Source organism: Pseudomonas sp. SL4(2022) (genome assembly GCF_026625725.1).
GTDB lineage: Bacteria > Pseudomonadota > Gammaproteobacteria > Pseudomonadales > Pseudomonadaceae > Aquipseudomonas.
In genome coordinates, this window is sequence record NZ_CP113060.1 from 1,351,645 (window position 1) to 1,369,224 (window position 17,580).

Here is a 17,580-nt window from a genome sequence, read left to right on the forward strand (position 1 = left end):
CAAGCAAGGCCGCCGCACAGGCGGCCTTGCTGTTTCAGCGATACAGTTCGCGGCGGTAGATCACCGGGGCCGAGCCCTTGTAGATCCCAAAACTGGCCAGGCCACGCGCAGCCGAACGGGTCGCCCCGTCCCAGGGGTACTGCAACCAGCTGGGCGCGGATGGAAAACTGACTTGCACCGAACCGTCGTTGCCGTTGCCGGGTGCACTCATTAACACCTGCCGTTGAGTTGGATCCAGCGGCCAAGCCAGGCTGGCCGTGGTTTCCCCAGAGGCCAGATGGCCACTGAATTGATCCAGCTGCGCCGCCCCCAGGCTGACAGCCGTGGTGCAGGTGTCCAACCCTTCAGGCCGAAAGCTGCCAGTGGCCACAGCCTGCCAACTCTCCAGCACCACCGGCAGCCCCAGCCCCTGCAGTTCCGAGCCATGCGCGTTGCCCAGGCGCAAGCGGCCGAGACGCACCTGGCTACCGAGGTTGTTGTTTGCATCAATCGTGAAGTCGTAATTGAAATCCTGGCAGCCGCTGCCATGGCACACCGCCTGGCCCTGGTCATCCTCGCGCAAGCTGGCCGCGAGAAAAGTCTGGCGGATCCTGGCATCAAAGGGGTAGTCGTCACTGCTGGGCGTGATCGCGGGCGTATAGAGCAGTTGCTCACCCGTCCAGCGATAGGTACGCAACCCATCACCGTTATCAGCCCCCAGCACCGCCAGGTTGGCAGTGCCCTGACGGGTCAGCCGCACATCCCGAGCGGCGATGCCGGTGATTGAGCTGTAAGTGCCGACTGCCGGCGCTGCCAGCTTCCAGAAAGCCCCGCGGTCATAGTTTGTGGTTACACCGCCATTGCGGTTCATGGCCGTGACCGTCAGTGTGGGCTGGCGGTCATTGGCGAACCCCATTGGCTGGCCCTGATAGCTGAAAGCGCTGCCACAACTGGGGGTCAGGCTGGCACTGCCCTGAGCGCTTAAAAAGGCCGGAATAAAACGACCCACCGGCTCGCTGCTACCGCCACTGACCGTTTCCCCATCCAGATAACTGCCTGTCGGCGGAGTAGCGGTGATGGTGAAGACACCGACCTCGGAAACCGAGTGGTTCGTAAGCGTTGCATTACCCAGGGCATGGTTATAGCGATCGGGGGTTACTGTGCCATTGCTGCCCCCGCTCGGGGCGACTACTGCGCTGCTCAGACCAATATTCGCGAGGCGGAAATTGGGGGTGGTGACATTGCCGTTGCACAGCTGTGTCGCCGTCAGCGCCTCGCCATCGGCCTGCCAGCCCACTGCACGAATGGTCAGAGGGAAATTGTCACCCGCACGGATGCCGCCGGGGAACACCGAACAGCTGGCGTCATTGCAACTGGTGCTCGGCGCGAGAAGGCTGGCGGTCTGCAGACACAGGCCATAAGGCTTGCTGATAAACAGATCGTCAGTCGCGGCATTGTCCAGCACCAGCCCGTCGTCGCCACTGCCGGCCCCGCCCTGATAGCGGGCACTCAGTTTCATCTCCCCGGCATCGTCGTAACGCACGGTCAGCGGCGCAGTGCCGGTGGCATCGAAGTCGAGCGCCAGGCTCACCGCCGTGTCACCGACATTGCTGCCGTTGACCACCACGGGCTGGGAGCCATTATTCGGATTGCTATAGGCCGAGGTGAAGCTGACGCTGCGCGTGACGTTGGCAAAGGCCGGCACGCATTGCAGCGCATTATCCGCCTTGCGCACCGCGCTGAGGGTGGCCGCTGTAGGTTTGGCCGCCAGCATGTTCGGCACCTGCAGCAGCAGACCGCTGTTGGCATAACTGATCTGGCAGCCGGCGGTTGAGCAGACGGTTTGGCTGTTGGGCCTGGTAACGGGCACTGAGCTGAGATCATCGATGACCACTGTTCCCACCGTGGGCACGCGCAGCTGTGCCTGTGCCGAGCCACCACTGAAAACGAGGGTTTTGCCGTTCTCGACCGTTGCCGGGGGCGTGGCGGTCCAGTAATTGTCCGGGCTTAGCGTGACCCTCACCGGCCCATTGAACAGGCTGCTGCAGCTGGCATCGGCACAGGCGCGAATGGCCACGGGCTGTGGATTGCAGGTCAGTGCATTGGGCGAGTAGCTGAACTCGAAATGATCGATCTGCTGGCCGATGGGATTAATCGTGGTGGCACAGACTTGCAGGTCGTCGAGCTCATGAATATTGGTCGAGCCGCCGGTGGAGCCGGTTAACGACAGGTAGAAATCCTCAGGCAGGGCTGCCTGCTGATTAGCCGCTGCCAGCACATTGACCGCATTCAGATTGGGCAGCACCACGAAACCACTGCCGGTGTCGCGCTCCACGGTCACCCGCGCTTCATTGCTGAAGCGGCCATCCACAGTAATGCGGTAGGTGTGTCCGGGAGCCGCCGCGCTACTCGCGGGGCTATCGACCTCAGGATTGAGGTTGGCGGGAGTGCCTGCGATGTAACGGTAACCGCTGGTTCCTCCGGCATTACCCGAACCCCGTATAGCCACCGAATCAGGGCGTTGCTGCTGTGGGTTGTCACCGCCTTCGACTGAAAAATTGCCGTACTCGTCGAGGCCCACACCCAGCCAGCCACCGGCAAACCCGGGGTTGGCGGCATCTCCACGCGTGCCATAGCCCAACGGCCCGCCAAACGCACCCGGTTGCGGCGTCACCGTGGCATCCGAAAGCACTACGGCCACGCCATCGGCACCCGAGCCGTTGTAGGCGTAATACTTGAACTGCACCTGGATAAAGTTACCGGCGGCGGGGAACAGCCGCTGCAAGGTAGAAGCGGTGGAGACGTTGACCTGATTACTGGTCAGGCGCATACGCGCGGCCGTCACGGTCGGAGTGAAGGACGTTGCACCGCGGCTTGCCACTGCCCAGTCATTGCCCAGGCTGCCATCGTCAAAATTGTCACTGAAGCACTGCAAGCTCACCGCACAGGCGTGACGCTCGGCCACCAGCGCACTGATCTGCGCCTCAGTCAGCGCACTCGCAAAGATACGCACCTCATCCAGCTCGCCATTGAAGTAACGGCTACCTTGCCCCTGATCAGCCCCCAGCTGCAGCGGATCATTGTTGGCCTGCGGTGTACCACTGAAGCTGGCCTGCCCCGCCAGGCTGCCATTGATGTAGATACGCTGATCGCCCGGTGCATAGCGGATCAGTACATGGCTCCACTGCCCAACCGGCACTGCCGTGCTGCTGTTGAACTGGTTGGTGGCGTTGCCGGTGGTCTGCCACCACCAGTTGATGGTGCCATTGGGGTTGAGATGAAACTCGTAGTTCTCATCCTTGGACAAAATGCTCATCAACCCCGAGGACGGCAGGGTACGCGGTTTGACCCAAGCGCCAATGGTGAAGCTGCCCTGCAAATCCAGCAGGTTGTTATCTGCGCGCTGAACATACTGACTGGCGGCGCTGCTGAACGTGCCGTAGCCGCACGTGCCCTGCGCATTGACCTGTGGCAGAGCCGGCGAAGTATTGGCGGTAGTGGCCGCATTGATGACGGTGCCGTGCAGTGCGTTACCGCTGTTATCGAGCACCTCACCGGAAGCGCCCGTCCAGCTGGCTTCATCCAGCCGCCAACTGAGCAAGGCGGCGTTGCTGATCGGCAAGGGGCGCAATAACAGGCTGTGTGCAATCCAGTTACGCGCGCTATCACTACTGGTTGCCACCCGTGTGCCAGTGCTGCCGGGGGCCGGCCGCTGTTCGTAACTGCCCAGCAAGGTAACGCCAGTACTTTGAGTGCTGCTGCGCGCATACGCCGTATTCATGCTTCCTGTAGCGGTCAGGGTGCCCTGGCCTCGGTCGAAGGCATACACCGCGACCAGCAGGCTATTGACATCGACCACAGTCTGAGCCGGTGCGGTCGGATTTCCACTGGTATTACTGGCAGACACTGCCGCCCCTGGCGCCTGACTACTGTCAACGCCCCGGTAAACCGCAATACCGCCACCGGCCCGTCGATTACCGCTCCAGGTCCAAGTGACCGTACCGGTCTCACTGGCGGTGGCAAAGCGATAGAAGAGGCCCTGCACCAGGCCATTGCTGGTGGTTTGCAACGCGGTCCAACCGCTGGGCGTCGTGAATGTGGCCGAACCATTGGTCACCACCTGAGCCAGCAGCAAATCGCCGCTTTGCACACCCGCAGGCACGCTCAATACCAGGCTGGTGGTATTGGCGGTGGGCGTTGCACTGCTCGCAGACACGAAACTGATTTGAGCAACTGCGGGGGCACTGGCCACACACGCAAACACCCACAGCAGGCGAACAAGCCAGGTTCGGATGCACATGTTAACGCTCCACAACAGCCGTCAAACGACGGTAGGCATAATCGGCGCTGCCCGTGGCGCCGAACTCGGCCGTGGCGGTCAGCTGATAGAACTGCACCATGCGATTTTCCTCGGCCACGCTCAACGGTGTGGTCGCCACACAGCTGACACTCACGGCAAACCCCGACACGCTGAAACTGTCGGTGCAGGCTTGCCCGTCCAAGACCTGTTTAATGCCCCATTCAAGTCCGGCCTGCGCCGCCTGATAAGCACGCGCCTGCTGAATGGCCAACGTATTGGTGGCGTTCTGACTGACGGCCAGGCGCGCCATGGTGGCGATCACAGCGGCCATGATGATGATCACGAACATCGCTGCCACCAGGCCGAAACCGCGCTGCCGCGAGTCAGGGCGCATTGTCGACATGCACCTGTTGCATCAGCATGATTTCCTCCCCCTGGCGCTTCACACCCAACCGCAAGGTCAGCAACGCACCACGGGTATTGGTGCCCGGTTCATAGGTAAACGTGCAGCGCGACACGCTGTCCACCAGCAACGAACTGTTGCCCACGCCATAGGTATAACTGCTGGCCAGGCTGGTAAAGCTGGCCCGCCGGATGACCCCGGTGCCATGCCCGGTGGTCGCATCCGTACCCGGATTATCACAGTGATAACCCAGTACTTCCCGGGCCAGATAAAAGCGCCGTTGCGGCGAGGCGAATTTAAAGCGAAAGCCTGAAGCCGCGGCACCGCTGAGGGTCATCACCCCCGCACTGAAGGCGAACCCGACACCATTGGGCGTCACCACGGCTGGGGTGGCAGCATCGCTGCTGTTGAACGGCGGCCAGACCGAATCCCCCGTGGTGTCCATACCGATGTTGTACAGCACCATCCAGCGCGCATCGGCGACACGCGCCGGCGTCATGCCGGGGCTCAGCACGTCAATCACACAGGCCTGCGGTGATGGCGGGCAGCGCGGCGGATCATGCCGCACCACACCACCGGCCAGGTTGGCGCGATAACGCCCGGCTTCGTGAATCGCCAGCAATTCAACCGTCTGCGCATTCGGCGTGCGCAGGGTATTCGGTACGGCCAGGCGGACGTCGCGGGCCATGCGGTTGAGCGCACCAGACGCCAGGTCCACCAGCTCGGCCCGCCGGCTTTGATCGACAAAGCCTTGCAGAGGGTTGGACAGCACGCTGCTGATCAGCACCGCCACCAGCGCCGATAGAGCGATCACCATGATCAGCTCCACCAGAGTGAAGCCACGCTCACCACGCCCACTAGATGCAAGCGCACCTGAGGGCGGGATAGCCAATGCCTGGTTGCACATCAGTAGGCCGCCCTGTAACCGTCGAGCGCCAACGACTGACCGGCGGGGTCACGCACCGTCACGGTAATCCGCAAGGCATCAACACCGTTCAGTTGCGCGGACACCACCGCAACGCCTACCTGATAAGCCTCAAGGCCGGCCAACGGCGTAACCGATCCCGCGCTGCGCGGTGCAAATGGCTGATTGGCGTAGAACAACCCGTTGTAATCACACAGGTCATCGAAGCTGCCTCGCCCAGCGCCGTCATGGCTCGCGGCACAGGGCGTGGTGGCTGGGAAAGCCTGCAGGGTGATTTCTTCCAGATAGGCCTCGGCAATCGCCAGGCTCTGCTGGCGCAGCATGGGGTCCGCCGAACGCCCGGTGATCGCCGCCATGGCCGAAAACATGGCCGCCGCCGCGATACCCAACACCACAATGGTGATGACCAGCTCAACCAGGGTCATGCCGCGCTGCGCAGGTTTGTACTCAAGACGGGCAACCCGCAGCATGCTCACGGCGTGGTCTCAATAAAACCGGTGACAGGATGGACGCTCAGCACAAAGGCGCCATTGGCCATCTTGGCAGTGCTGTCCGGACCAGCAGCGCCCCCCAGGGAATTGAACGTAACATCCAACGCGACGCTGAGGTCCACGTTGTCAGGCTTGCTGGCGGCATAGCTACCGCCAGCCGGGTTGGCCACCGCACTGCCCGCCGCCTGTGCACCACAGGCCGCCGCGTAAGTCAGCGCATAGCCGGCATTGCTGATCTGCGCCTTGATCGGGCAGCCACTGGCCACCGCCAGCTTCTGCCCGTAGCGCACTGCCGCCAGGCTTTCTTCAAAAAACAGGCGCTCATCGAACACCTGCCGGTCAAAGAAACGCGGCCCTACCACGGCGGCGAGAATGCCGATGATCACCATGACCATCAGCAACTCGACCAGGGTAAAGCCACGCACAGGGTTTAGCAGCCTGTGATAGTACGGACAATAGTCGGAGCTACCGTCGCAGTGGCTGCGGTATAAACCACCTGACATGCAGTCGCAGTAGTTGCACCTTTAGCCTGCACAGTTGCTGTGGTGGCCGTGGTAGTAACGACGAAATCGCCCGTATTGGTGTTATCAGTAGCACTGTTACCCGTGATATTTGCCGCCACTACGATGCCTGCAGGACTGGCATAGCCGTTGGTAATTGCAACAGAAGCCCCCTCCAGAGTAACAGTCGCCGGATTCGTACCAGCCGCCAGAAATGCCGAACGCGTGATCGCGCTGGCCGACTTCATCGCGCCCTCAACACCCTGAATGGTTGCGCGGCGAGCATCGGCACCGAAATCCGCAAACCGCGGCAACGCAAACGCCGCCAGAATGCCCAGGATCACAATCACCATAATCAGCTCGATCAGGGTAAAACCGCTTTGTTGCTTCTTCATCAGATAGGTCCTCTAACAGCAATTGATCAACGTACGTAAGTCGTGACGACAGTGCCCGTTGCAGAGTCGTAGACGATCCGGTCACCCGTGGTGGCACTCACTGGCGGGTCGAGTTGATAGGTGTAAGTACAGGTTGTACCGGCAGTTGTGGCCACGTAGTCCACCGGGGCAGTCGGTGTCGAGGCCGTGCCAACAGTCGGAGCAGATCCCTGCAGAATAGCGTTCCACAGCTGCACGCAGTTGAGCGCACCAGCGGTTCCGATTGGCCAGCCGCTGGCGTTCACATCCACCAGGCCGTCACCGTATCCGGTTACATCCGTGTCCGGTGTCGTATCCGAGCCGTTGGAGCGGTTCACTTCCCACTGCGAACGCACCAGCAGAACAGCTGAAGCCAATGCCCCGCCGGCACCTTTGACGGCACCCTCATGAGCATCCTTGGAGACGTTGATAAAACGCGGCAGCGCCACAGCGGCAAGAATGCCGAGTATGACGATGACGACAACCAATTCGATCAGGGTAAAGCCTTTGCTGTTCTTCATTGTTTCCTCTCAGTCACTTCAATACCCCGCTGCAGACAACTCCGTCGCGGGTACTGCCTCAAGCTCCAGGGTAAAAGATGCTTGTAATGATTGTGACGCAGCTGGCAGCCCATCAGAAACAACCAACAACCGCCACGCACGCACTTCACCCCGTGTTCTTGTCCACCCGTCGGTAAAGCTGGCTTGGTAAAGAACCCAAGCGTGGTCTGGTAACCAATACCAGCAACCGCCCTGAGGCGCAGCCCCTACCGTCAATTCACCGCAATAGTTGTCCTGCTGCCAACGCAACAGGGCAAACGGATTTTTCTTGCGCCAGCTGCTGTCCAGAGTACGCCCCCGTGCATGATGCTCGGCACTCAGGCTGGCGAGACTGGACGCCAGGTGCTCGCGGGTGGCCTCTCTGGCACGCTGCTCAGTGACCTGCGCAATCTTCCAGGCCAGCGCCAGCAGCACGGCCACCAGCAGTACACCGCTGATAGTCCAAACAAGCCGCCGCGCCAGGCGCACGTGCTCTTCCAATTGGTACTCGCCCTTCAACGGCCACCCTTGGCCGCCGAAGCCAGTTCCCACATGGGTAAAAACACCCCCAGCGCCAGCACCAGCACCATGATGCCCATGGCCACAATCAGAATCGGTTCAATGGCATCGGCCAGTTGCTTGAGGTCGTAATCGACTTCCTGTTCGTAAAAATCCGCCACCTCGACAAACAGGTCGTCCAGCGCGCCGGTTTCTTCGCCCACGGCCATCATTTGCAGCACCAGCGGGGTGAACAGGCCGCTGGCAGACGCGGTGCGGGTCAAGGCTTCACCACGTTCAATGCCTTCACGCATGGCCAGAATCGCCTGGCCGATGTAGCGGTTGCCCACGCTGGCACTGTTGATCGACAGGGTCTGCAGCAGGGGCACGCCGGCGCGGTACATCATCGCGAAGGTGCGGGTGAAGCGCGCCAGGGCGATGCGCTCGAAGATGCCGCCGACAATCGGCAGGCGTAGCTTGATCTGGTCCCATCTCAGGGCACCGGCATCGGTCTCGATCCATTTGAAAAAGCCAAACAGACTGCCGCCGAACAGCAGGGCCAATAGCCACCAGAAATCCTGAAAGAACTGCGAGGTGCCGATCAGGATTTGTGTGGCCCAGGGCAGGTCCGCCTTGAACTGGGCAAACACCTTGGCGAAGGCCGGAATCACGAACAGGTTGATTACGACCAGCGCTACCGCCATGGCCGACAGCACGAACAGCGGGTAACGCGTGGCCTGTTTGATGCGCTTGCGGGTTTCGCGCTCCAGTTCCAGGTACACCGACAGCTGGCGGAAGGCCTGATCGAGCTGGCCGGTGTTTTCCCCGACGCTGATCATGCTGACAAACAGGGTGTTGAACACCTTGGGATGGGCGTTAAGTGCCACAGCCATGCCCTGACCGCCTTCCAGATCGCTGCGCACCGCCTGCAGCACTTCGCGCAGGTAAAGGTTGCGGCTGGATTCGGCCAGGCCACCAATCGCGCGGATGATCGGCACGCCGGCCTTGCTCAGGCTGTACATCTGCCGGCAGAAGATAATCAGCTCTTCCAGATCGACATGTTTGCGCCGCAGGCTTTCCTTGAGCTGAGCGAACACGTCGTTGTCGCTCGCCTGGGCCTGCTCTTCGATGGTCAGTGGGGTGATGCGTTCGGCCAGCAGTTCGCTGGCCAGACTATCTGCCGACCCCGCCTCGCGGCTGCCGATAATCTTGCCGCCCTGGGCATCACGACCGGTAAAGCGATACAGGCTCACCGCTCATTCTCCTGGCACCCTACGCTCGCCATCAGGCCACCCCTTCATCAGTCAGAGTGGCGCAGACTTTCAGCACTTCATCCACGCTGGTCACACCGGCCAGGGCGTAATCCAGCGCACAGGCGGCCAACGGTCGGTAATGGACGCTGGCCTGGGCCGCTTCGGCAAAGCCTTGTGGGTCGTTGCGGCGCAGCGCGGCAATCATGCCGTCGTCCATTTCCAGCAGTTCGTAAACACCAATACGCCCGGCATAGCCGGTGTTGTTGCACTGGTGGCAACCGGCGCCACGCTTGAACGTACGCCCGGTCAGCGGCGCACGGTGCAGGTTTTCCAGCCACAGCAGCTGGCGCGGCTCGGGCGTATCGTCCTCCATGCAGTTCTCGCAGACGCGACGGATCAGGCGCTGGGCCAGCACCGCATTCAGCGAGGTGGCGACCAGAAACGGCTCGGCGCCCATGTCGATCAGGCGCATGGCCGAGGTCAGGGCATCGTTGGTGTGCAGGGTCGAGAGCACCAGGTGACCGGTCAATGCGGCTCGCAGGCCGATCTCGGCGGTTTCCTGGTCACGCATCTCACCGATCAGCACGATGTCCGGGTCCTGACGCAACGCGGCGCGCAGCACGCGGGCAAAGCTCAGCTCGATCTTGGCATTGACCTGCACCTGATTGATGCGTGGCAGCCGGTATTCCACCGGGTCTTCCACGGTGATGATCTTTTTCTCCGGGCTGTTCAGCTCGGATAACCCGGCATACAGCGTGGTGGTCTTACCGGAGCCGGTGGGCCCGGTGACCAGCACCAGGCCAAACGGGCGTTGCAGCAGGCGACGGAAGCGCACCAGCATGTCCGGCGGCATGCCGCTGGCTTCCAGGGTGGACACCCCGCCCGTTTGATCGAGCAAACGCATGACCACCGACTCACCGTACTGCACCGGCATGGTCGAGACCCGCACATCGATGTTGTGGCCCTTGACCCGGATATTGAAACGGCCGTCCTGGGGCAAGCGCTTTTCGGAAATATCCAGCCCGGACATGATCTTCAGGCGCATCACCAGGGCCGAAGCCACGCGCGCCTCCTTCATCACCTGCTCACTGAGCACGCCGTCGATGCGCTGACGAATGCGCACCACACCTTCGTCGGGCTCGATGTGGATGTCGGACGCCTTCATCTGCACGGCATCTTCAAACAGGGTTTGCAGCAAACGCACCACCGGCGCTTCGGTGTTGCTGTCGGCACCCAGCTTGGACAGGTCGAAATCGCTGTCCTTGAGTTCGCCTTCGAGCTCACCGGCAATCGAGGCAATTTCGCTGGTGCGTCGATACACCGTGTCCAGGGTCGCCAGCAGCTCGGCCTCACGGACCACCGCCGGGCGCACGCGGACCTTGAGGATGCGGTCCATCTCGTCCAGGGCGAACAGATCGAGCGGGTCGGACATGCCTACCAGCAGGCCATCGCCCTCGCGTGACAGCACCAGCGCGCGGAAACGCCGGGCCATGGCCTCTGGCAGGCGCTGCACCAATTCTTGATCGAACTTGAAGTGTTTGAGGTCGATAAACGGGATCTTCATCTGCTCGGACAAGGCGGTGAGCAAACGCACCTCATCCACAAAGCCCATGTCGACCACCGTACGCCCCAACTTGGCACCGGTACGTTTCTGATCCTGCAGGGCCAGTTGCAGCTGCGCATCGCTGAGCAAGCCGGCCTGAATCAGCAGGTCGCCGAGACGCACCTTGCGTTGGCGAAGATCATCCTGACTCATCAAAGGCCTCCCAGCGCCTTGGCGCGTTCTGCGGCGAAGCGCCGCGCGCTCTCATCCAGCCCCGCCCCTTGCAGGGCCAGGCGATAGTGACGGCCAGCATCGGCCGGTTGCTCACGTTGTTCCAAGGCAATGGCCAGACCCAGCTGCCACGTTGACTGGCCGGGGCGCAGCGCAACCAGGCGCTGATAGAGTTCGGCACTGTGCTGCCATTGCCCGGTCTGCTGGTAGCTGGCCGCCAGCAAGGCAAAGTAAGTGGGCTCCTGCTCCAGGCGCGGTGGATTCTGCTCAAGGGTCGCGACGGCACCACGGGTATCGCCGGCCTGCAGTTGCGCACGCGCCAGCAACAGGCGCAGCTCGCTGTCATCCGACACCTGCGCCAACTGCCCAGGAAGCCAGTCGAGCAGACGCTGCTGATCGCCAGCAGCCAGATAGGCACGGGCCAGCCAGCGCAGCACTTGCGGATCATGGCTGCGGGTTTTCTGCAGGGCTTCCAGCAGGCTGATGGCGCGGGTGTTGTCGCCATCCTGCAAAGCTTGCCGCGCCAGGGTCAGGTCGTCAGGCTGATGCGCGGCAATTTTCACCTGCGGCGTCACAGCAGGGGCAACGGGCTGAGCGGCCGGTGGCGCTGCAGCGGCCGGCACAGAAGCCGGCAACGGTGCACTGACCCAAGCCGGCATGGGCGCTTCGACTTGCGCTGGCGCGGCTTCGGCAGGGGGCAGGTTGTCCAGCGCCAGGGGGGTATCGTCCACAGCGACAGGCGTATTCAACGGCACCTCCACCCAAAGCATCCAGCGATCACCGGCTGCCTCCAGGCGGTCACGCACGTCCAGGCTGTCGCCCAGGCCGACCAGCAGCACCTGCACATCCGCACCGCTGTTTTCCACCCGCCAGGACAGGCTGCGGCCCTCGCGTTGCAGGCTGCCCTGCTGCGGCTCGCCGACCAGCTGGGTGTCTTGCAGGCGCAGGCTGATCGCCCCGCTTTCCTCGCTGCGCTGGTAGGCGACACCGCGCTCAAGCAAAAGCTGCAGAACCAAACCACGGGCATCGTGCTGCGGCAGCACGGCGAGAATCTGTACGGCCGGCGTAGCCGCCACCGAGGTACTCGGCGCGTCATCGACAAGCCCGTCAGCAGGGGCTTTGAACAGACGCAGAAGACCCAGAGCGACCAGCAGGCCCAGGACGCTCAACAGCACCACAGCAACCACCCCGCGACGCACCTGCAGCAACCGGCCACGGCGGGCTGCAGCGCGCTCATCCACGGCGTACAAACCATCCAGGCGCAGCCGCTCATTGGGCGCGGCACGACGCGCCTCCAGATCACGCAGCATGTCATTGACCAGGCTCATGGCAACCACTCCCGCCATTGTTCCAGCCAAGGCCAGACGCCCAGCAGCACGACCGACAGCACACCAGCGGCCATGCCCCAGCCCAGCCAGGGGGAACGACGCTGCAGGAAAGGTTGCGCCCCTTCTGTATCCAGCTGTGCGCGTTTGACATGGCTGACCCGCACCCGCCGCACCCCCTCACCGAACGCCACCATCAGCGCCTTGTGCGCAAGGATATTGAGCAGCCGTGGGATGCCTCCGCTGCCGCGCACCAGGCGCCGCACGGCAGCGCTATCGAACAGCGGCTCACCACGGTAGCCAGCCACCGCCAGACGCTCGGTCAGGTAACGGCTGGCATCTTTCACATCCAATGCACGCAGTTGGTAGGAAAAGGTGATGCGCTGACGCAGCTGACGGAACTCCGCACGCGCCAGGGTCGCATCCAGCTCGGGTTGGCCGAACAACACCACCTGCAGCAATTTGTCCTGCTCGGTTTCCAGGTTGGTCAGCAGGCGCAGGGCTTCCAGGGTGGCCGTGGGCAATGCCTGGGCCTCATCAATCAGCAGCACCGTGCTTTTGCCTGCGGCGGCCAGCTCAATCAGCCGTCGGTGCAACGCATCGAGCACCGCCTGGCTATCCAGCTCTGCAGCACCGTCAATGCCCAGTTCACGCGCCAACGCCTGGCGCAAGCCCGTCGGGCTCATGCCCGGATTGGGCAGATAGGCCAGCTGAAAACGCTCAGCGTCCAGCTCATTGAGCAGGGTGCGACACAACAGGGTTTTGCCGGTGCCCACCTCGCCGGTGATCTTGATAAAGCCTTCACCTTCACCGAGTGCCACGCGCAGCAGGTTGAGGCAGGCCTGGTAGGGCGCCAGCTGCACCAGAAAACCGGTGTTCGGGGTCAGCGCGAAGGGTTTTTCGTGCAGACCAAAGAAGGCTTCATACATCGGCCTATCTCAGCTCTTTGAAGGTTTGCGCACTCTTGCGCAGTTCATTCAACCAGACCTCATCGCTGACCACCTGCGGCCGCATGAGAATCACCAGCTCGCTCTGCTGCAGCGCCTTGCGCTGTTGCTTGAACAGGTTGCCGACAATCGGCAGGGTGCTGGCCCAGGGGATGCTGGCATCAGTGTTCTCGCTGTTGTTCTGCAACAGGCCGCCAATCACCACCACCTGGCCACTGCGGGCACGCACGATGGAGTCAGACTGGCGCGTGGTGGACAGCGCCAGCGGCAGGTTGAAGACATTGTCTTCGCCCAAGGTGATGGTCTTGTTCTGGTCACGCACACGGCTGACGGTCGGGCGCACATGCAGGGTAACGGTGTCGTTCTGGTCGATCTGCGGCGTGACGTCGAGGGAGATGCCGGAGAAGAACGGCGTCAGAGTGATGTCCTGGGTCGGCTCGGTGACGCCGCCCACAGTGGCCGTGGAGCCGGTGGACGAGACATTGGTAACAAAGAACTCGTCAGTGCCCACCTTGATCACCGCTTTCTGATTGTTCAACGTGGAAATACGCGGACTAGAGAGCACGCGCACTTCACCCTGAGTTTCCAGCAGTTCGATCAGACCGGTGAAGTCGCCGAGGGTCAGGGCAATGCCAAATACCCCGTCGACCCCGGTCGGGCCACTCAGCGCGGCACCGCCCAGGCTACTGCTGACATCACCACCGAGCTGATCCCAGCTGATCCCGGCCTGGAAGCCATCGGAGAGCTGCACTTCGAGGATCTTGGTTTCCAGAATCACCTGACGCTGCAAGTTGAGCTGAGCCTGCTCAAGAAAGCGCGCGACGTTTTCCTGGGCGGCGCTGTGCGCGCGCACCACCAGCAGGCTGGCCTGCGGGTTGATCATCACGCTGCTGTTGCTGTCGCCCGCGACAATCATTTCCACCACCTGGCGCACTTCATTCCAGAAGTCGACATTGCTGGAGGTGCTGACCTGGCTGGCATTCAGGGTGGTGACAGTGTTGCTGTTGCCGCTGTTGTTGGCACTGTTGCTAACGCCGCTGCCCGCGTTGTTGTTGCTGGTGCTTTCCACCTGCCCGGAGCTGACCCGTGTATCGGTCTGGCCGATGCGCTGCAGGTTGAGGTAGTTGATGTCGTAACTGCGGGTAATTACCTGGTTGGGCAGAATCTGGTAGCCATAGCTGGTGCGGCGGTAGTCATAACCATAGCTGTCGCGCACTGCAGCCAGCACTTCATCGAGGGTAACTCGACGCAGGCTGAAGGTGATGGTGCCGCTCACGTCCGGGTGCACCACCAGGTTCTGCCCGGCGCCGTCCATCAGGCTGAGGAAGAACTCGCGCGCCTGCATGTCCTTGGCCGCCACATCAAAGCGCGGGCCGCTGCTGAAGCCGCTGCCCAGCGGCGGGATCAGCGCCGCCTGTACGGCCAGCGGCGGCATGACCTTGGGCGTGGCCTGGGTCTGTTTGAGGCTGTCATCCAGCAGTTTGCTGCTCTGCTCATAGAGTTGCGCATCGCCATCCTTGAAGGTCTGGCAGGCCACAAGCAGGCAGCTCAGGCTCAACAGGCTGACACTGGGCAAAAATCTGATCATGGGCATCATCGGCTCGGTTGCATAACGGGTTCAGCCAGGCGCAGCAGCTGTTGCTGGCCCTGACGTTCAATCAATACGGACTGCGCATGGATGGCCAGCACCCGGACATCGGCATGGCGCTCACCAACCCGCAGGTTCTGTCCATCAATCACTGCACGGCTGCCTTGGGCGCCCCGCACGATGGCTTGCAGTATCAGCGGACTGTTGCCACTGGCCGTAGCGGCAGGCAACAGGTCGCGCGGCGGCTGGGTCGGATCGACGCCAGGGTCAGCCAGTGCGGCCGCGCTGATCAGCAGGCAGAGAAGCAGAAATCTAGACACCGACCCACCCCGCATGTCGACTCAAGGTGTAGAGCTTCAGGCGGATACTGGCCTTGCTCGGCCCCGCCTCGCCAACCTGATAATCCAGAGTGTCCCAGTTCAGCTGCCAGCCGCTGGCCTGCACCGCCTGCAGGTAGTTGAGCAAATCGAAGTAGCCGCCCTCCAGGTGCAGTTCCAGACCATGCCGATAGAGCGTTACCGCTGGCTCGGGCGACGCTTTATCAGCCGCTGCCGGCGTTGCTGCTGGCTCGGCGGGTGCCAGCTGCACCGGCTCGGTGAAACTGCTCATACCCAGTACACGCAGCTGCGGTTGCTTGCGCAGTAATTCCTGCAATACCGCCTGCATTTTCTGTGGCGTCACCAGCTCGGCGGTGTGCTGGTCAATCTGCTGGATCAGCGCCTCTCGGCTGGCAGACGCCGCCAAAAGTGCGCTGCGGTATGCCAGGTTGGGGTCCGCCGCAATACGCTGCTGCAACGCTTGCAGCTCGCTGGTAGCAGCAATACGCCGCGCCTGCGCCTGTTGTTCGCTGCTCTGTTGCTGCTGGAGGCGCCGGCCAAGCGGGTCGCCGATCAACAGCAGATACAGCATGCCGAACAGACTCAGGCCTACGCCGTAGGCCAGCCAACGCTCACGCGTGGCCATGCCATGCCAGCGCTGCAACCACTTATTCATTGCTGGCCTCCTGGTCCTTCAACTGGGACGAGAGGTCAAAGTGCAGCAATTGATCATCACCACGCTGCACATCAAAACGGGCAAATTCGCGCCCCTTGAACACCGCACTCTGCCCCAGCCGTTGCAGGTATTGAGGGAGTAACTCCTGATCCTGACTGCGGCCCTGCAGGCGCATATGCCGACCGCCCTGATGCAGGCTGATGCCACTGAGCCACAACCCACTTTGCGGGTGTTGTTCCGTCAGCGCCGTCAGCGGGGCGACAAAACCGGCACTGCGCTGAACACCCAGCACCTGCAGATAGGCGATCAGGCGCTGTAACTCACGGTTGTCATGCTCGCGGGCAGCCAGCTCTTCGGGCAGCCGCGTATCCAGCTGTGGCTCAACAAAGTTTCCGCGCACAGCCTCCAGCTGGGCCTCTTCCTCTTGCGCTTGCGCGTGCAGCACCGCCAGACGCTGCGCACCTTCATGCAGTTGCCAACCCGTCCAGGCCGCATGCCCGAGGCACGCCACCAGCAGAACACCCAGCCCCAACAGCATCTGGGCGCGCCGCGGCCCGCTCTTCTGCCGGCGCTCGATTTGAAACAGATTGAGGTTCTGCATCAACCGGCCTCCTGCCGCAGGGCTGCACCCACAGCACCCATGCAATAGGCCTGTTCCTGCTCGGACAGCTCAGCGCTGGCCTGACCCGGAAACAGCGCTCGCAAATCCAGCGTCTGCAGCTTGACCGCAAGGCCGCTGGACAGTGCCTGCAGGGCTGCTGCGCCATTGCGCTTCATCGGCAACAGCAACAGCCGGTTGATGTAGCCCTTGCCGAGCTGACTTTCGTAATAATCCAGAGAGCGCTGGATCTCCAGGGTCATCGCCGAGAAATCCTGATCGGCCTGCTCCAGGCCCTGCTCGATGCGCCGTGCCATGTACAGGTCTGCGCCGTGCTGCACGGCGATCAGTCCTTCGCTGGAGCGCAAACGCAATAGCGCCAGACTCATGCCCTCGCTACCGGCCAGCAGGCCGAGGTTGCGGAACGCCATCTCGGTGACATCGATACTGCCCAGGCGCAATCCTGCGCCCTTGCACATCTCACCCAAGGCAAGCATCCGCGCCTTGTTCAGGACAGCACAGTAGGCCATACGTGAACGGCCACGGTAGGCATCTTCAGGCAGGTTGAAGGCATCAACGACGACATTCTCGAGGGGTTCGGCAATCAGCTCCTTGACCCGCCAGCGCATGGCATCACGCAACTCGGCAGCAGGTACATCTGGCCTGTCGAGCAACAGCATCTGGTAGGTGGCAGGGTGCAGTAACAGATTGACCGGCATACCGGCAAAGCCCAGCTCCTGAACCAGGCGCTTGAGCAACGCGGGCTGCTCGACGCTACTGGCCTCATGAAACTGGCACTCCAGCAGCTGCGGGGGCTGCCCTGCTTCACGCAGTACGCGCGCCAGGGCAATACCTTCCGGGCTGGTTTCAATCCCCAGTAAACCAGTGGCGATCTTTGTTCTTTTATTTGCAAACCACGCCAACTGCACAGTCCCCCAGCTATTTCAATGCAGGCCATGCAGCCTGCGGCACACTGTAGATTAGCCACTCAGGAACACCCCTGAGCCTGATCAACGTTTCAGACGCTAATGCTGAACGCATGCGCTCGCTGCGG

17 protein-coding genes are annotated in these 17,580 nt (G+C 62.1%); all 17 read right to left on the reverse strand.

Going from position 1 to position 17,580, the window contains the following annotated elements:
• Window positions 1–34: 34 nt before the first annotated feature.
• Genes OU997_RS06480 through OU997_RS06560 form a run of 17 tightly spaced genes read right to left on the reverse strand, consistent with a single transcriptional unit; the run spans window position 35 to window position 17,449 of the window.
• Window positions 35–4,279, reverse strand: coding sequence for a DUF6701 domain-containing protein (locus OU997_RS06480; RefSeq protein WP_267809457.1), 4,245 nt, complete (start codon window positions 4,277–4,279; stop codon window positions 35–37).
• 1 nt (window position 4,280) lies between these two features.
• A complete protein-coding gene (locus OU997_RS06485) occupies window positions 4,281–4,682 on the reverse strand; it encodes a type II secretion system protein (RefSeq protein WP_267809458.1) in 402 nt (133 codons plus the stop codon).
• The gene (locus OU997_RS06490) at window positions 4,663–5,589 is read right to left on the reverse strand and encodes a PulJ/GspJ family protein (RefSeq protein ID WP_420713248.1); all 927 of its coding nucleotides are present in this window, start codon (window positions 5,587–5,589) and stop codon (window positions 4,663–4,665) included. The genes OU997_RS06485 and OU997_RS06490 overlap by 20 nt, the downstream gene beginning before the upstream one ends.
• Window positions 5,589–6,077, reverse strand: coding sequence for a type IV pilus modification PilV family protein (locus OU997_RS06495; RefSeq protein ID WP_256583100.1), 489 nt, complete (start codon window positions 6,075–6,077; stop codon window positions 5,589–5,591). The genes OU997_RS06490 and OU997_RS06495 overlap by 1 nt, the downstream gene beginning before the upstream one ends.
• Window positions 6,078–6,079: 2 nt before the next feature.
• Window positions 6,080–6,523, reverse strand: coding sequence for a type II secretion system protein (locus OU997_RS06500; RefSeq protein ID WP_267809459.1), 444 nt, complete (start codon window positions 6,521–6,523; stop codon window positions 6,080–6,082).
• Window positions 6,524–6,528: 5 nt separating this feature from the next.
• The gene (locus tag OU997_RS20850; protein ID WP_324288939.1) at window positions 6,529–6,993 is read right to left on the reverse strand and encodes a type II secretion system protein; all 465 of its coding nucleotides are present in this window, start codon (window positions 6,991–6,993) and stop codon (window positions 6,529–6,531) included.
• Between the two features lie 26 nt (window positions 6,994–7,019).
• Window positions 7,020–7,532 (reverse strand): type II secretion system protein, encoded by a 513-nt coding sequence (locus tag OU997_RS20855; protein ID WP_108489284.1) that lies wholly within the window; start codon window positions 7,530–7,532, stop codon window positions 7,020–7,022.
• 18 nt (window positions 7,533–7,550) lie between these two features.
• Window positions 7,551–8,051, reverse strand: a complete 501-nt coding sequence (locus tag OU997_RS06515; protein ID WP_218276641.1) for a hypothetical protein — start codon at window positions 8,049–8,051, stop codon at window positions 7,551–7,553.
• A gap of 14 nt (window positions 8,052–8,065) precedes the next feature.
• The gene (locus tag OU997_RS06520; RefSeq protein ID WP_108489286.1) at window positions 8,066–9,301 is read right to left on the reverse strand and encodes a type II secretion system F family protein; all 1,236 of its coding nucleotides are present in this window, start codon (window positions 9,299–9,301) and stop codon (window positions 8,066–8,068) included.
• Between the two features lie 31 nt (window positions 9,302–9,332).
• Entirely contained in the window at window positions 9,333–11,057 is a 1,725-nt protein-coding gene (locus tag OU997_RS06525; RefSeq protein WP_108489287.1) for a GspE/PulE family protein, read from the reverse strand.
• Complete coding sequence (locus OU997_RS06530; RefSeq protein WP_267809460.1) at window positions 11,057–12,403, reverse strand: tetratricopeptide repeat protein; 1,347 nt, start codon at window positions 12,401–12,403, stop codon at window positions 11,057–11,059. The genes OU997_RS06525 and OU997_RS06530 overlap by 1 nt, the downstream gene beginning before the upstream one ends.
• Entirely contained in the window at window positions 12,400–13,329 is a 930-nt protein-coding gene (locus OU997_RS06535; protein WP_108489289.1) for an ExeA family protein, read from the reverse strand. The genes OU997_RS06530 and OU997_RS06535 overlap by 4 nt, the downstream gene beginning before the upstream one ends.
• A gap of 4 nt (window positions 13,330–13,333) precedes the next feature.
• Window positions 13,334–14,935 (reverse strand): pilus (MSHA type) biogenesis protein MshL, encoded by a 1,602-nt coding sequence (locus OU997_RS06540; protein ID WP_256583074.1) that lies wholly within the window; start codon window positions 14,933–14,935, stop codon window positions 13,334–13,336.
• 5 nt (window positions 14,936–14,940) lie between these two features.
• On the reverse strand, window positions 14,941–15,255 hold the full coding sequence (locus tag OU997_RS06545; RefSeq protein ID WP_256583075.1) for a Type II secretory pathway component: 315 nt from the start codon (window positions 15,253–15,255) through the stop codon (window positions 14,941–14,943).
• Window positions 15,248–15,928, reverse strand: a complete 681-nt coding sequence (locus OU997_RS06550) for a type II secretion system protein GspM (protein WP_267809461.1) — start codon at window positions 15,926–15,928, stop codon at window positions 15,248–15,250. Before OU997_RS06550 ends, OU997_RS06545 begins: the two co-directional genes overlap by 8 nt.
• A complete protein-coding gene (locus tag OU997_RS06555; RefSeq protein ID WP_267809462.1) occupies window positions 15,921–16,529 on the reverse strand; it encodes a PilN domain-containing protein in 609 nt (202 codons plus the stop codon). Before OU997_RS06555 ends, OU997_RS06550 begins: the two co-directional genes overlap by 8 nt.
• Complete coding sequence (locus OU997_RS06560) at window positions 16,529–17,449, reverse strand: MSHA biogenesis protein MshI (RefSeq protein WP_108489345.1); 921 nt, start codon at window positions 17,447–17,449, stop codon at window positions 16,529–16,531. The genes OU997_RS06555 and OU997_RS06560 overlap by 1 nt, the downstream gene beginning before the upstream one ends.
• Window positions 17,450–17,580: the final 131 nt, after the last annotated feature.